Consider the following 13,921-nt stretch of genomic DNA (forward strand, 5'->3'; position numbering starts at 1 on the left):
AGCGATGAAATATGCATTTCCTGAGAATTTCTGGTGGGGCAGTGCCAGTTCTGCCTTACAGACCGAAGGCGACAGCCTGTCGGGCGGCAAAAGTGCCACCATCTGGGATCGCTGGTATCAACAGCAGCCCTGGCGCTTTCATCAAAACATCGGTCCGGCAAAGACCTCAACTTTTCTACAACACTGGCAACAAGACATTGCGTTGCTGAAAAAGCTTAATCACAACAGCTTTCGTACTTCGCTGAGCTGGTCCCGCCTGATCCCGGACGGTACGGGTGAGGTGAACCCTGAAGCGGTCGCTTTCTACAATAACGTCATTGATGAACTGCTGGCGCAGGGCATAAAACCTTTCATCACTCTTTTTCACTTTGATATGCCGATGGTGATGCAGGAAAAAGGCGGATGGGAAAACCGGGAGGTTGTTGCTGCATTCAGTCGTTATGCTGAAATCTGTTTTGACCTTTTCGGCGATCGGGTGCTGCACTGGTTTACCTTTAATGAGCCAATTGTACCGGTTGAAGGTGGCTATCTTTACGACTTCCACTATCCCAACGTCGTGAACTTTAAACGAGCGGCAACGGTGGCCTATCACACCGTTCTGGCCCATGCGTCGGCAGTAAAGGCTTATCGGGCAGGGCAGTACAGCGGCGAGATTGGCATCGTTCTGAACCTTACGCCCTCCTATCCACGTTCGCAGCATCCGGCAGATATCACCGCCGCCCATCATGCTGACCTGTTGTTCAATCGCAGTTTTCTCGACCCGGTATTGCGCGGCGACTATCCCGCCGATCTGGTGGCGCTGCTACGTCAGTACGATCAGCTTCCTGTTTCGCTTCCGGGCGATGGTGAGTTGATAGCAGAAGGGAAAATCGATCTGCTGGGTGTGAATTACTACCAACCACGCCGGGTGAAATGCCGTGACAGTGCGGTAAATCCCGCATCGCCGTTTATGCCCGAATGGTTTTTTGAAAACTATGAAATGCCGGGCCGGAAAATGAATCCCTATCGTGGCTGGGAAATTTACGAACCTGGCATCTATGACATTCTGACTAATTTACGGGTTAATTACGGTAATCCTCGCTGTTTTATTTCTGAGAATGGCATGGGCGTTGAAAATGAGCAGCGATTTGTGCAAGAGGGAGTAATAGACGATCAATATCGTATCGATTTTATTGCTGAGCATCTTAAATGGCTGCACAAAGGAATAAGCGAAGGCGCCAATTGTCTTGGCTACCATATGTGGACATTTATCGATAACTGGTCATGGTGCAACGGCTATAAAAACCGCTACGGATTTGTACAGCTTGACTTAATCAGCCAGCAGCGCACCGTGAAAAAGAGCGGCGAATGGTTTGCCGCGACGTCGGCTAATAATGGCTTCAGTGAGCAGGAGTTAAATAATGATTGATTTAGAAGAGGCAGTGATGGAAATCATTGTGAACTCAGGGCAGTCAAGAAGCCTGTGCTTCGAAGCGTTGCAGGCAGCGCGGCAGGGCAGCCTTGAGGAAGCGCAAAAGCTGTTAAAAGAGTCCGATACTTTTGCGCTGCGGGCACATAAAATGCAAACCAAATTAATTGAGCAGGATGCGGGCGAAGCGAAGCAGCCGATGACGTTAATTATGGTGCATGCCCAGGATCATTTAATGACGTCGCTGTTAGCACGTGAGTTATCAGCAGAGATTATTCATCTTTATCAGCGATAACTGCTTATTATTAATTAGCCGGAGCAATAAACTTAACCCAATATATAAAGCCTTACCTCTGTGAATAAAAAATAAAACAGCTCTCCCGGGCATGGCACTCTTTTGTGTCGCGTCCGGCGGGAACGCTATTGTCTGAAAATAACTGACTATATTGAGACAACAATGAAAAAAGATAAAAAGCTTCCAGCCTCGCTGCTGGTTGTAGCTTCGCTTTGCTCTGCAACTGTGGCCGCACAAGAGTTCACTCAGGAACAAATCGACGCCATTGTGGCAAAAGCTGTCGATAAAGCGCTGACGGAACGGCAGGCTAAAATGGATGCGGCAGTGAACAAACAGGCTGATGTCATTACGGAACCACAAAGTACGGCGCAATCCCCCGATTTGGCGATCCCTTTTGGTGTGAAGTTTACCGGCTATGCTCGTTACGGCGCGCAATTCCAGAGTGGCGATCAGAAATATGTCGCAGTGGATGGCTCCTATAATGGTGCTTCGGCTATCGGGCGTTTGGGAAACGAAGGTAATGGCGGCGAATTTCAGCTTTCCAAAGCCTTCCGGGGCGATAACGGCGCGATTTGGGACGTTAACGTGATGATCGATCACTGGGGCGATGAGGTTAACCTCAAAAAAGCCTACGCAGGGGTAACCAACATTCTCCCCTCCAATCCTGACGCCTATCTCTGGGCAGGCCGCGATTTTCATCAACGACCGCAGCAGGGCATTAACGACTATTTTTGGATGAATCATGATGGGCAGGGTGCTGGTATCAAGGACTTTGATCTGGGTGGCGTAAAATTTGATGTCGCCGCCGTCGCTGCCGTTGAATCCTGCAGCCCGGAAGTGATGGATGATGAAGCGAACCCATCACGCATCACCTGTACCGGCGGTTCGGGAACGGGCGATAAGGGGAATTATGCATTGACCTCAAAAATTCACGGTATGAAAGTTGGCCCGCTGGATTTGGAGATTTACGCGAACTATGGATTTGACTCAAAAGCGGTTGAGAGCGAAGAACGTCTGAAAGCCTGGCAGGGCGCGTTTGTATTGAGCCACACCGGCGATAAGGGCGTTAACAAAGTCATCGCCCGCTACTCCGACAATTCTGACAACAGCGTCTATAACAAAACCAATGACTTAAAAAGCATCTATGCCAGCTTTGAGGGTAACTATAAGTTCACGCAACAGGCGCAGGTTGAATATCTTCTCGCCTTCCATGACTACACCAACGATGCAGATAACAGCGATAACCGCAAAAACTACGGCGCCATTGTACGTCCAATGTACTGGTGGAATGATGTTCACTCCACCTGGCTGGAAGCGGGTTATCAGCGTGTAGATTATGATATGGGCGGCGATAACCATGGCTGGAAGCTGACGTTATCGCAAAACATTTCGATTGCCATGGGACCAGAATTCCGGCCGATGCTGCGGTTCTACGTCACCGGTGGTGAAGTGGATAACAAACGCACGGCGCGCGTGAATGGCAGCGATGACGATACGCAACTCGACTCGTTCAACGTTGGCGCGATGTGGGAAGCCTGGTTCTGATCAAAGTAACAGAAGGCGGGCAGCATCTGAGATGTTGCTGCCTGCCGTAACGGGCCAGCAGATTTATGCCTGAGCAGAAGGCAGCAGGCCTGCCTGTGCATAGCCATCAATAAGCTCGTCGAAGAGGTGGATATCGTTCCGGCTTCTCGCCATCAACTGGGCGCCGGCAATGGCGGAAAAAATAGCGCGCGCCCGTTTTTCGCTCTCTTCAGAACTGACTACACCTGCTTCCTGCAGCTGCGTATTCAGCCATGCAACGTTTACGTCTGCAAATTTCTGTACTTCTGTTTTCACCGGCTCCGGCAGATCGTCATACTCGGCGGACATAAAGCTGCCCATACAGAGCCTGTTTTCTCTTTCCAGTGAACGGCGAAATATCTGTGGATAACGGCTCAGACTTTTAAGCGCGTCGCCCTCTGTTTCACGTAATAGTGCCAGGTCGCGTGCGGTCTCTTCCCAGTAGCGCTGCGCAACCGCCGCACCCAACTCCGCTTTACTCGGGAAATGGTGATAAATGCTTGCTGCTTTTATCCCGACCTGATCAGCCAGTCCGCGAATATTCAGGCCGGTATAACCGTGAGCCTGTGCCGTCAGACGGGCTGCACTTAAGATTTCATCTCTGGATGTCTTGCTCATTAGGGTTCTCCTGAGGACGATAAATTAATTCTAACATACGTTAGGTAGGTGTTGACAGACTCTTTTCCTACCTCTATTGTTTTCCTAACGAACGTTAGGTAGATAAACATTTAACAGAGGCAATCATGAACAAAGAGATATTTTATTCAGACGCATCCCAGCTGGCTGGCATGATCCGCAGTCGTGAAATCTCACCTGTTGAAGTTATGCAGGCGCATATTGACCGTATTGAAGCAACAAACCCGGACATTAACGCCATTGTGACGATGGCGGATAGTGCCATGAAACATGCCGTAGCAGCGGAAACCGCAGTGATGAGAGGTGACGAGCTTGGCCCCCTGCATGGCGTTCCTTTTACGGTAAAAGATTCGATAGATACGGCCGGTGTAATGACACAACGCGGCTCACCCATTTTTAAAAATCGTCTGCCTGCTGAGGACGCCACCAGCGTGGCGCGTCTTAAAAATGCAGGCGGCATCCTGCTGGCAAAAACTAACCTGCCGGAGTTTTCTTACTGGATCGAGAGCGATAACCTGCTTTCGGGACGTTCTAATAATCCCTGGGACCTGACCCGCACGCCCGGCGGCTCCAGCGGCGGCGAGTCAGCCGCTATTGCTGCGGGGATGTCTCCGCTCGGTCTGGGAACCGACCTCGCCATTTCTGTACGCGGACCCGCTGCGCAGACGGGGATCACCTCCATGAAAGCCACTCACGGTAGCGTGCCCATGACCGGCATCTGGCCGCGCGCTCCCCGCCGGTTCTGGCACGTAGGGCCGATGGGCCGTTCTGTACGCGATATTGCTTTAGCCTTTTCACAGCTGGCAGGACCGGACGGGCACGATGCCTTTTCCAGCAGCGCGCCACTCTATTCAGACGGCCTGCCGTTTAGTTCATCACGTCCGCTTCGCATTGGCTGGATGACCGGTCCTGGTTTTGGCCCGGTGGATCCGGAAGTGGCAGCAGTAGTGAAGAAAGCGGCTGAAGCGCTGCAGGGGACGGACGCCGTTGTGGAGCATGTGGGTATCCCGGCGCTGGAGCAGGACTTTGCGCTGGATGTTTTTAACCGACTTCACGTGATGGAAATGAAGCCGGCATTTGCTGCCGCCACCGCAGGCCGCAGACCGGAAGAACTTTATAAGATGGCAAAGACTATGCTCTCTCTGCCCGACACACCCATGGATGCTTTTATTGATGCGGAGCAGGCAGCAGAAAGGCTGCGGGATGGCTTTGCAGAATACTTCTCACGGTATGATGCGCTGATCACGCATGTTCTTCCCATCCCGGCACACAAGCATGGTGTTGATCGTTTCGTTATTGACGGTCAGGAAGTTGATGCAACTTATCTTCAGGGCGCAACGGTCCCTCTGAACGTGACAGGCTTACCCGGCATAGCGCTGCCGTTCGGAAAAAGCCGTGAAGGCATGCCCATTAACGTTCAGATTGTCGGCAAATGGCACGCTGAGAGAACTATCCTGCATATCGCTTCACTGCTTGAAGCTGTCAGCCCAATGAAAGGGGTACATCCTTCGCTTTAACATAAGAAAAGGCCTCGCGGAGTAACGCGGGGCCTTATCCCGCCGCCAAAAACGCTACCTCTTAACGTCCGCTTTTCGCTTATACCTGACTTATCCTGGCAGGATGGGGAATCAACATTCTGATGTTCATTGCCATAGGAGGGGGCTTAAGCATTTTAAAAATGGTCAATCAGATGATCCAGGAAGGCACGCACAGCTGGATTAGAGCGCCGGCTTTCATGCCAGAGTGCCGAAATATTATGCCGCTCTACAGTAAAATCGGCGAGAACCGGAACAAGTCTTTTATTCTTGACCCATGACTCAGCCATAAAACTCGTTGCCATTCCTATCCCGGCCCCGGCAGCAACCGATGCGAGTACGGCTTCACTTGCGTCAACAACGATTTCAGAAGAGGGCAGGATCTCTGTCTCTCGCTCTCCCACCTGAAAAGGCCAGCGAAAAAGCTGCCCTGTATTTTGATAACGCAGATTTACCGTTTTATGGCTAATGAGGTCGTTTGGATTTTCAGGGGCAGAGCAGTTAGCCAGATATTCAGGCGAGGCATAGCAACCCATCCGGTACGGCGAAAGACGGCGAGAAAGAAGATTTGAATCGGCAAGATCGCCGAGCCGCACCGCAATATCAATACTCTCATCCACGATACTTATCACGTGGTCGCTCAACCGTAAGTCAATTGTCACTTTTGGATAAAGCGCGCAGAACTGCGGAAGCGCAGGAGCGATCATATGGAGGCCAATCGGATACGATGTCGCAATGCGTAGTGTACCTGCGGGCTCTGCGCGGGCGCGTTTCGCTATCTGCTCAATCTCGTCAGCATCCTGCAGCAGTCGTAAAGCTCGCTCATGAAGCTCCCGGCCTTCTGCGGTCAGAACCAACGAACGCGTCGTGCGGGTAAACAAGGTAACGCCAAGATGCGCCTCCAGCCGCTGAATGCTCTTACTGATAGCGGAAGGGGAAACTGACAGCGAGCGGGCGGCAGCAGTGTAGCTGCCGAGCGAGCCAGCACGAGCGAATGCAATTAAGCCTGTGAGCCTTTCAAACCCTATTTGTTCCTTCATCGCACAATTAAAGCGAAATCCAGCCCAATTATCAACGCCAGATAGTAGTTATATCATCTGTTCACTGATTACTTTTTAAAGTGAGATTGTGATGACCGGGATGATGAAAGCGGTACAGCTTCATGCGTTTGGTGGGCCAGAGAACCTACAGTATGAAGAGACAGCCCGTCCGGTAGTGGGAAGCGATGAAGTACTTGTGAAAGTCCATGCGGCTGGCCTTAATCCACCCGACTGGTATCTGCGCAACGGTTATCGGGTGCTGCCGCCTGAATGGTGGCCTGACTCAACATTTCCGCTCATTCTGGGAACAGATGTATCAGGCGTAGTCGCGGCCGTCGGTGAGGATATTTCAGATTTCACCCCCGGCGATGAGGTTTATTCAATGGTGCGTTTCCCTCAGGGATTCATGCAGGGTAGCGGCGCTTATGCTGACTACGTGAGCGTATCCTCCTCAGAACTGGCAATAAAACCTTCAGGGATCGGACATGTTCAGGCTGCGGGCGCGCCGATGTCGCTGCTTACTGCCTGGCAGTTCCTGGTCGGGCTGGGTCACGATGCACCCAATCCTTTTCAGTCTTTCAGGCATACACCTGTTCCCTTAGAAGGGCGCACGGTGCTGGTAAACGGTGCCGGTGGAGGCGTGGGGCATCTTGCGGTGCAGATAGCTAAGTGGAAAGGTGCCCGGGTAATCGCCGTGGCATCATCGCGGAATAGGGAACTCATGCGCGATCTGGGAGCAGATGAGTTTATCGACTACACCAAAACAGCAGCCGAAACAGCAGTAAAAAATGTCGATCTTGTCCTTGATGCGGTTGGCGGTGCAAACATGGAGCGCTTCCTGAGCTCTATAAAACAGGGCGGATCGCTGTTCCTTGTTAACCCTCTGGGTTTTGCCGGACAGGATGAAGCTGTCCGAAAAAGTATTACCGTATCAACCACGCAGGTACGTTCAAATGGTGCGCAATTAGCTGAAGCTGGCAACCTTCTGGATAAGGGAATTATCCGGGTTGTAATTGACAGCACCTACCCATTAGCCATGGCATCCGCTGCCCATCAGCGCGCTGCCAGGGGAAGTATTCAGGGCAAGATAGTACTCACTAACTTTTGATTATCATTTCCCCGGTCTGCAATTAGTTGAGTTCAGGCAGATGGCAATAAAAGGAGATTAAGATGCTTATCATCAGCGGTTATATTCACGTCGAGCCTGCGGAACTGGGACAATTCATGAGCGATATAAAGTTTCTGTCTGAAGCCGTGCGACAGCGCGAAGGAAACTATGCGTATGACATAGCCGTGGAGGATTGTCCGGCTGGAAAATTGCTTATATCTGAGCGCTGGAAAGATCAGGCTGCACTGAGCGCCCACCTTGAATCTGCGGATACTCTGGCGTTTATCCATCGATGGCAGAGCCGAATGAAAGGGGAGGTCCTGAAGTATGACGCTTTTAATGAAAGAGGGCTGATGGAATTGTAAGGACCATCAGATGCTAATGGTGCTTGCGTCATGATTACGGGCCTTCACTTTTAATGTCCGCTTTGTGCCAGAAGCGGACATTGCTAATCCCCTGACACACGCTAAACAGTTTGCAGTGCAGCTTATTTCTGTTCCTCATGTAAAAAAGGCATTAACTGAAAGATGTCACTTAACTTCCTCATGTATATCTACATCCATACATAGTCATCAGGAAAGGATGAATGAAAATGCTGAGAGGTAAAAGAGCTGTTATTACTGGTGGCGGCGGGGGATTTGGCCAGGCGCTGTGCGTGTGGCTGGCACGAGAGGGCGTCGAGGTGGATTTTTGCGCACGGCGGGCTGAAGATATTCAAAAAACCTGCAGCATCATCACAGCTGAAAGCGGCATTGCAAAAGGGTATATCTGTGATTTATCCCGGTCTGAATCCCTTTCTCAGTTTTCTTCACAACTGTTAATTTCAGACAAGCCTATAGACATTTTAATCCTGAATGCTGCTCAGTGGTTGTCAGGGAGATTAGACGATCAGCCTGACACAGAAATTATCAATACCGTCAGTTCAGGTCTGACAGGTTCGATTCTACTGACTCAGGCTCTGCTGCCCGGGTTAAGACGTTCAGACAATGCTGATATCGTCTCAATTATATCTTCATGTGGGATCCCGAATTTTACGGATTCAATTGCGCATCCTGCTTTTTTCGCCAGCAAACATGGGCTTAGCGGGTTTATCACCAAACTGTCACAGCAGTTGTCCGAAGAAAACATACGTGTGACCGGGTTGTATCCACCGGATTTCGAACTTACAGGGTTAGATACGCTTGTCGACAGTGAATCCAGAATGGGGGAACGTCTGATGAATGGGCGCTCAGTCTGGGAAACAATTCGTTTTGTGCTGACTCAGCCACGTAGTTGTCATATAAGCAGCATCTACTTTCAAGGTCCAACTCGCGAAGACCTGGGATAAGAGTGGCTAAAAGCTAATAGAGTTAAATAAAAATTCATACTTCCGCTTCTCGCTCATGGCGGACCGTCCGTTCGCATCGGGCTGCTGTGTGCCAGGAGCGGACATTTGTCTGGCCTCTACGAGTGCGTGTTTCTCCCCCCATTTCAGTCGTCCAGACAAGCGAAATCGAATGAACGCTGTTGATAATCAGTGAGGAGGTGGCGGCGGCCATGAACTTCCAGCCGCCTATTTAAGTAGTTTATCGTTGGTTGGGTTGCCGTTAATTCGTGCCGCGTTGGTATTCGCCGTGCAGGCGCGCTGCTGCAGGGGAGGCAAAGAGATTATTCAGACGGGAGCGTGCCGTCATCTGGCGGAATGTGCCTTGCTGGGCCGGATTGCCGGCATCATGCATTGTGTCTGTCATCCAGACTGCAAAATCCTGATAGTTCCAGATGCGTGGCAGGCAAGTATCGGTGTAGCTATCGAGGGTTCTCCTGTCCTGATTGCGCTCGGCGTCCAACAGGGCCTGTGCAAGAACATCCACATCGTAAAGTGCCATGTTCATGCCCTTTGCACTGGCAGGCGGCACCATATGGGCCGCATCGCCGGCGAGGAAAAGATTGCCATACTGCATTGGTGCATAGACGACGGACCGTAACGGCACGAAGTCGATATTGTGCACCACGGCATTCTGGATAGTGTCATCGTTCAGGCGGAGGCGAATTTCGTCCCAGATGCGTTTCTCTGGCCAGTCCTCGGCAGTGTCGGTCAATGCGCATTGCAGATAATAGCGACTGCGCTGCGGCCCGCGCGGCAACTGTCCGACAAAGCCGTGATCGCTGACAGCCATGATCGGATCACCTGTCACCGGGGCCTCAACCAATGCGGCCATCCAGGCATAGCCGAACTCATGAACATACCGGGTCAAAACTCCATCGGGAATGGATGCTCGGCTGACGCCACGATCGGCATCGCACCCGACGATAAAGTCGCAGGCTATCTCGTGATGGCCGCCGGCGTCGGAATAGGCCACTGAGGGGCGGCGGTCCGCCTCATTGGTGATCACCACGTCGGCGACCTCGAAGCGCACATCGCCCGCCATGGCGTCGATCAATTCCCGCAACAGGTTGTTGACCAGCATTTGCTGAGTGCAGAACCGGCTCTGCGCGTCTCCCTCGGCACCGATATCAAAAATGCGGCCAACGCCATTGACGCGATAATCGATTGTCTGGGCGACGGGGCCAGCAAGGAGATTGTCGGCCAGTCCCCAGCGCTCGAACATCTCCACCCCGCGCGCCTCGACAACTCCTGCTCTCTGGCGAACCTCGACATAAGTGCGATTGCGCCGCTCCAGTACCACGCAGGGTACGCCGGATTTCTGCAGAAATGTTGCCAGCGTCAGACCAGCCACGCCCGCACCGATAATGGCAACCTTCGTCTCTTCGTAACTTATAGTCATGTTTCTTCCTTCAATCGTTTCACATTGAAATTCATGAAGTTAAAAATATAATCTTTTAGTTACATTCGGTAGTCACATACGCTGGCAGAGGTTTTGAATGCGAAAGAAGATTGATATCTCCTTGAAAAAAGAAGCGAAACAACAGCGAGCGATCGCAACAGTTGCGGCCATCGTCGAGGCCGCTACTTACATTTTGCGGAAAGAGGGGCCCGCCGGTTTTACGGCGAACAAGGTCGCAGAGAAAGCCGGAGTCAATATATCTTCTTTCTATCAGTATTTTCCCAATAAGGAGGCGCTGCTCTTTCACATCACCAAGCTGAACTGGGAGCGGCAGTTGCGGCAACTCACGCCCATCCTCATCCAGACTGGCCCCGAACATTCTCGCAAGTTGCGCGATTTCATTCGCGAGTTCTTCATAATCGAAGCAGCCGAGGCCGACCTACGACAGGCTCTGAGGATCGCATCGATTGACCTGAGAGAGACCGACGAATTTAAGGCGCTGATCTCCAAAGGAGCCGATCTGACCAGAACTTTTATCGAAACCGCAGTAGGCTTGCCGGATAAGAGCGACCTCGATTTCACTGTGAACTTTATCGTGCTGCTCGTGACCAGCTTTGCCGAAAGGTCTACGAATGAGGGAATTACAGGAGCTGAACTCATTCGTCAGGCCGATCTGCTGACCGACATTTTGGTCGGGCATTTTAAGATCGCCTGAACAAAAAGATGTAAAAAAAGCTTGTGACGCGAAACACATCCCCAAAAGCCGAGATTTCACGTCCGACGTCTTTGACTAGCAAAGTTCGCTTAGTGTGACTTCCGCTTCTCGCTCTTAGCAGACCTCACTCCCGCGTCAGTCTGCTGTGTACCAGGAGCGGACATTCGCCACTAAAAAATAATCAGTTCATCGCGTTTCTGGTTGCCGCTGACCTAATTTAATCCGTAAAAGGAAACTGCACACTCAGACGATCGAAATGCGACTTGAATTCCGCATATAATGCTCTGGCCGTGGGGGTTATCTGACTCCGATGAGGAGAGATAAAACTAAGCGGATTTTTTACACCTGTCAGATGAGGTAGTACCGGCACCAGCCGGTTTTCAGCAATATCCTGATGCACATCTAACCAGGACTTATAGGCGATACCGACGCCTTCAAGAGCAAGTCTGCGTGAAGTTTCAGAGTCATTACAGACAAAGCGACTTTTCACGGAAAGCGTATGCTTTTGCTGGTTATTGTAAAAGGACCAGCTGGCATAGGGATGACCATTCAGCGTAAAAAGAATACAATCCCGATCAGCAATCTCCTCCAGCGAGTGCGGCGCACCGTGATGTTCAAGGTAGGCGGGCGATGCGACAAGGATACGTTTATTGTATTCCGCTAGTGGCAGAGCAACGTAGCTTTTATCCGGCAGAATTCCGTAACGCACGGCGATATCAACAGGGTGCTGATGTACGTCGCTGACAGTATCTGTAAACATCAGGTTTACCGCCACCCCGGGGTGTTTCTTACAAAAGGCGGTGATCAGCGGCAGCAGAGTACTTCTGCCGACGTCTGACGGCATTGAAATACGTAATTCATCCTTCAGTTCTCCAGTCTGATTCTCCAGACTTTCACTTCCCGCCCTGATCACTTCCAGCATCTCATGAGCATAGGGAAGATAGGTTGCTCCCTCTCGCGTCATTCTTAAGCTGCGGGTTGTACGTACAAAAAGCCTGACGCCGAGCGTTTTCTCCAGCCGCAATATCGCAGCACTTACCTGTGCAGGCATTATGCCTGATTCTCTGGCTACGCTGGAAAAGCTTCCCAGCTGAGTAGTCCGCACAAACATTCTGACATCTTCAATTCTCAGCATTCTGCATTCTACCTTCAGCAGAGAGATATACACGGGGAATAAGAACGGGAGCATGCGTGATTTACACTTTAAACGTGTAAATCTTACTCTGATTTGTTGGTTTTTGTATCGGAAATATTGCTTTAAAGTTTTAACAACAGATAAGCAGTTACTTACCGATATCCAAAGGATCACAGTATGAAAGCCATTGTTTATAAAGATAATAAGTTACCCGTTACGGATGCGGATTCACTTTATGAGACCATCCTCCCTAAACCACAACCGGGCAGGCATGATCTGCTGGTCAGGGTTGCGGCTATCGCAGTTAATCCTGTCGACACCAAAGTGCGCCGTAATGCTGCCGTGACTGAACCACGGGTACTCGGATGGGATGCCGCTGGCATCGTTGAGGCAGTGGGCGAAGATGTCAGCCTGTTTAAACCGGGTGACGAAGTTTACTATGCAGGCTCTCTTATGCGGGCAGGCTCCTATGCGGAATATGCACTGGTTGATGAGAGAATCGCTGGCCGTAAACCCGCGTCACTTTCCATGTCAGAAGCCGCTGCGCTGCCGCTCACCTCTCTCACTGCCTGGGAGCTGCTGTTTGACCGCCTTGAGGTCAATGAGGGCAATAACGACGTATTGCTTATTATTGGTGCCGGTGGTGGTGTTGGCTCTATCCTGACTCAGTTTGCCGCCAGCCTGACAAACCTGACTATTGTAGGCACCTGTTCACGCCCTGAAACCGCTGAATGGGTCAAATCGCTTGGCGCTCACCATATTATTGACCACACACAGCCTTTTGCGCCTCAGCTTAAAGAGCTGGGAATCAGCGGTGTACGCTACGTTGCCAGCCTGACGCATACCGACAAACACTATCAGCAGATTGTTGAAGTTATGGCACCGCAGGGAAGGCTTGCGGTAATTGACGATCCTGAGACGCTTGACGCTATGCCGCTTAAGACCAAATCCATTTCGCTTCACTGGGAACTGATGTTTACCCGATCGATGTTTACCACTCCTGATATGCAAAGCCAGCATCAGATCCTGACGGACCTCAGTGAGCTCATCGATAAGAAGGTAATCCGTACAACACTGGGTGAACATTTTGGACCCATAACGGCTGAAAATATTCGCCGCGCGCATGCCGTGATTGAATCCGGTAAAGCAAAAGGAAAAATTGTGCTGGCAGGATTTTAAAACTCTGCAGGCTTTTTTAACCCGGCACCTTTTTTAAACCTATACCGTCCGGCTGAGCTTCTTCATTACGGAAGAAGCCGGGCTTTACATGCAAAAAAGAGAGAAATAAATGTTATATCTGGTTTTTAGCGGAAAAATTAAAGAAGGGAAAGTAGATGATTTTTATGAAAATGTTGCCCGGGTCAGCCAGCAGGCGACACTGAGCCAGGATAAGCCGGTGGTCTATCAGTGGAATAAAAATATCCATGACCCCCGCTGTTTTCTGCTGAATGAGCAGTGGGAAAGCGTTGAGGATCTGCATGCCCATTTCGAAACGTTATATACGCTGTTTGGTGAGGCCAGGCCAACCGAGCGACTGCCCGCTGCGATTCTGGATTATCTCGATGACGCCAGCGTCGCCTATTACGAGCCGGTAGCGTAATAAGATGGCCCCTTTTAGGGGCCATTTCTGATGATCAGGCCGGCCAGGCCGGTGAGCTCTCATTGACAACCGTTACGGGCAGCTATGTCTCCGGGACATATTCCCGGCACCGCAAAAAAAT

At 51.1% G+C, this 13,921-nt stretch carries 14 protein-coding genes; 10 read left to right on the forward strand and 4 right to left on the reverse strand.

The window, feature by feature from the left end:
• Nucleotides 1-4 precede the first annotated feature (4 nt).
• The 3 genes from Q3V30_RS07795 (at nucleotide 5) to Q3V30_RS07805 (ending at nucleotide 3,248) form a co-directional block, all read left to right on the forward strand.
• Nucleotides 5-1,408: a glycoside hydrolase family 1 protein gene (locus Q3V30_RS07795; RefSeq protein ID WP_306212003.1), complete on the forward strand. Its 1,404-nt coding sequence runs from the start codon at nucleotides 5-7 to the stop codon at nucleotides 1,406-1,408.
• Nucleotides 1,401-1,703 (forward strand): PTS lactose/cellobiose transporter subunit IIA, encoded by a 303-nt coding sequence (locus tag Q3V30_RS07800; RefSeq protein ID WP_306212005.1) that lies wholly within the window; start codon nucleotides 1,401-1,403, stop codon nucleotides 1,701-1,703. The genes Q3V30_RS07795 and Q3V30_RS07800 overlap by 8 nt, the downstream gene beginning before the upstream one ends.
• Nucleotides 1,704-1,865: 162 nt before the next feature.
• Nucleotides 1,866-3,248: a carbohydrate porin gene (locus Q3V30_RS07805; protein WP_306212007.1), complete on the forward strand. Its 1,383-nt coding sequence runs from the start codon at nucleotides 1,866-1,868 to the stop codon at nucleotides 3,246-3,248.
• Between the two features lie 63 nt (nucleotides 3,249-3,311).
• On the opposite strand, the gene Q3V30_RS07810 is transcribed toward Q3V30_RS07805, so the two are convergent.
• Nucleotides 3,312-3,884, reverse strand: a complete 573-nt coding sequence (locus tag Q3V30_RS07810) for a TetR/AcrR family transcriptional regulator (RefSeq protein ID WP_306212009.1) — start codon at nucleotides 3,882-3,884, stop codon at nucleotides 3,312-3,314.
• A gap of 125 nt (nucleotides 3,885-4,009) precedes the next feature.
• Between Q3V30_RS07810 and Q3V30_RS07815 the strand changes: the two genes are divergently transcribed.
• Nucleotides 4,010-5,419: an amidase gene (locus Q3V30_RS07815; RefSeq protein WP_306212010.1), complete on the forward strand. Its 1,410-nt coding sequence runs from the start codon at nucleotides 4,010-4,012 to the stop codon at nucleotides 5,417-5,419.
• A gap of 155 nt (nucleotides 5,420-5,574) precedes the next feature.
• Here the strand turns inward: Q3V30_RS07815 and Q3V30_RS07820 are convergent, their stop codons facing one another.
• Entirely contained in the window at nucleotides 5,575-6,477 is a 903-nt protein-coding gene (locus tag Q3V30_RS07820) for a LysR family transcriptional regulator (RefSeq protein ID WP_306212012.1), read from the reverse strand.
• A 91-nt stretch (nucleotides 6,478-6,568) separates the two neighbouring features.
• Here Q3V30_RS07820 and Q3V30_RS07825 point away from each other — a divergent pair, with 91 nt between their 5' ends.
• From Q3V30_RS07825 to Q3V30_RS07835, 3 genes are all read left to right on the forward strand, one after another.
• Nucleotides 6,569-7,585 (forward strand): NADP-dependent oxidoreductase, encoded by a 1,017-nt coding sequence (locus tag Q3V30_RS07825; RefSeq protein WP_306212014.1) that lies wholly within the window; start codon nucleotides 6,569-6,571, stop codon nucleotides 7,583-7,585.
• Nucleotides 7,586-7,647: 62 nt separating this feature from the next.
• On the forward strand, nucleotides 7,648-7,950 hold the full coding sequence (locus Q3V30_RS07830; RefSeq protein WP_306212016.1) for a putative quinol monooxygenase: 303 nt from the start codon (nucleotides 7,648-7,650) through the stop codon (nucleotides 7,948-7,950).
• A gap of 227 nt (nucleotides 7,951-8,177) precedes the next feature.
• A complete protein-coding gene (locus Q3V30_RS07835; protein ID WP_306213126.1) occupies nucleotides 8,178-8,912 on the forward strand; it encodes an SDR family oxidoreductase in 735 nt (244 codons plus the stop codon).
• Nucleotides 8,913-9,171: 259 nt separating this feature from the next.
• On the opposite strand, the gene Q3V30_RS07840 is transcribed toward Q3V30_RS07835, so the two are convergent.
• Nucleotides 9,172-10,350: a 4-hydroxybenzoate 3-monooxygenase gene (locus tag Q3V30_RS07840; RefSeq protein WP_306212018.1), complete on the reverse strand. Its 1,179-nt coding sequence runs from the start codon at nucleotides 10,348-10,350 to the stop codon at nucleotides 9,172-9,174.
• A gap of 97 nt (nucleotides 10,351-10,447) precedes the next feature.
• Here Q3V30_RS07840 and Q3V30_RS07845 point away from each other — a divergent pair, with 97 nt between their 5' ends.
• A complete protein-coding gene (locus Q3V30_RS07845; RefSeq protein WP_306212020.1) occupies nucleotides 10,448-11,065 on the forward strand; it encodes a TetR/AcrR family transcriptional regulator in 618 nt (205 codons plus the stop codon).
• Between the two features lie 217 nt (nucleotides 11,066-11,282).
• On the opposite strand, the gene Q3V30_RS07850 is transcribed toward Q3V30_RS07845, so the two are convergent.
• Nucleotides 11,283-12,200, reverse strand: coding sequence for a LysR family transcriptional regulator (locus Q3V30_RS07850; protein ID WP_306212022.1), 918 nt, complete (start codon nucleotides 12,198-12,200; stop codon nucleotides 11,283-11,285).
• Between the two features lie 177 nt (nucleotides 12,201-12,377).
• Here Q3V30_RS07850 and Q3V30_RS07855 point away from each other — a divergent pair, with 177 nt between their 5' ends.
• Both Q3V30_RS07855 and Q3V30_RS07860 read left to right on the forward strand, forming a co-directional pair.
• On the forward strand, nucleotides 12,378-13,379 hold the full coding sequence (locus Q3V30_RS07855; RefSeq protein WP_306212024.1) for a zinc-binding alcohol dehydrogenase family protein: 1,002 nt from the start codon (nucleotides 12,378-12,380) through the stop codon (nucleotides 13,377-13,379).
• A gap of 109 nt (nucleotides 13,380-13,488) precedes the next feature.
• Nucleotides 13,489-13,800, forward strand: a complete 312-nt coding sequence (locus Q3V30_RS07860) for a putative quinol monooxygenase (RefSeq protein ID WP_306212026.1) — start codon at nucleotides 13,489-13,491, stop codon at nucleotides 13,798-13,800.
• The last annotated feature ends 121 nt before the right edge of the window (nucleotides 13,801-13,921 follow it).

Source organism: Erwinia pyri (assembly GCF_030758455.1).
GTDB classification, from domain to species: Bacteria; Pseudomonadota; Gammaproteobacteria; order Enterobacterales; family Enterobacteriaceae; genus Erwinia; species Erwinia pyri.

Coding starts and splice junctions, on each gene's coding strand:
- Q3V30_RS07795 (WP_306212003.1), top strand. CDS start 5: ATGAAATATGCATTTCCTGAGAATTTCTGGTGGGGCAGTGCCAGTTCT.
- Q3V30_RS07800 (WP_306212005.1), top strand. CDS start 1,401: ATGATTGATTTAGAAGAGGCAGTGATGGAAATCATTGTGAACTCAGGG.
- Q3V30_RS07805 (WP_306212007.1), top strand. CDS start 1,866: ATGAAAAAAGATAAAAAGCTTCCAGCCTCGCTGCTGGTTGTAGCTTCG.
- Q3V30_RS07810 (WP_306212009.1), bottom strand. CDS start 3,884: ATGAGCAAGACATCCAGAGATGAAATCTTAAGTGCAGCCCGTCTGACG.
- Q3V30_RS07815 (WP_306212010.1), top strand. CDS start 4,010: ATGAACAAAGAGATATTTTATTCAGACGCATCCCAGCTGGCTGGCATG.
- Q3V30_RS07820 (WP_306212012.1), bottom strand. CDS start 6,477: ATGAAGGAACAAATAGGGTTTGAAAGGCTCACAGGCTTAATTGCATTC.
- Q3V30_RS07825 (WP_306212014.1), top strand. CDS start 6,569: ATGACCGGGATGATGAAAGCGGTACAGCTTCATGCGTTTGGTGGGCCA.
- Q3V30_RS07830 (WP_306212016.1), top strand. CDS start 7,648: ATGCTTATCATCAGCGGTTATATTCACGTCGAGCCTGCGGAACTGGGA.
- Q3V30_RS07835 (WP_306213126.1), top strand. CDS start 8,178: ATGCTGAGAGGTAAAAGAGCTGTTATTACTGGTGGCGGCGGGGGATTT.
- Q3V30_RS07840 (WP_306212018.1), bottom strand. CDS start 10,350: ATGACTATAAGTTACGAAGAGACGAAGGTTGCCATTATCGGTGCGGGC.
- Q3V30_RS07845 (WP_306212020.1), top strand. CDS start 10,448: ATGCGAAAGAAGATTGATATCTCCTTGAAAAAAGAAGCGAAACAACAG.
- Q3V30_RS07850 (WP_306212022.1), bottom strand. CDS start 12,200: ATGCTGAGAATTGAAGATGTCAGAATGTTTGTGCGGACTACTCAGCTG.
- Q3V30_RS07855 (WP_306212024.1), top strand. CDS start 12,378: ATGAAAGCCATTGTTTATAAAGATAATAAGTTACCCGTTACGGATGCG.
- Q3V30_RS07860 (WP_306212026.1), top strand. CDS start 13,489: ATGTTATATCTGGTTTTTAGCGGAAAAATTAAAGAAGGGAAAGTAGAT.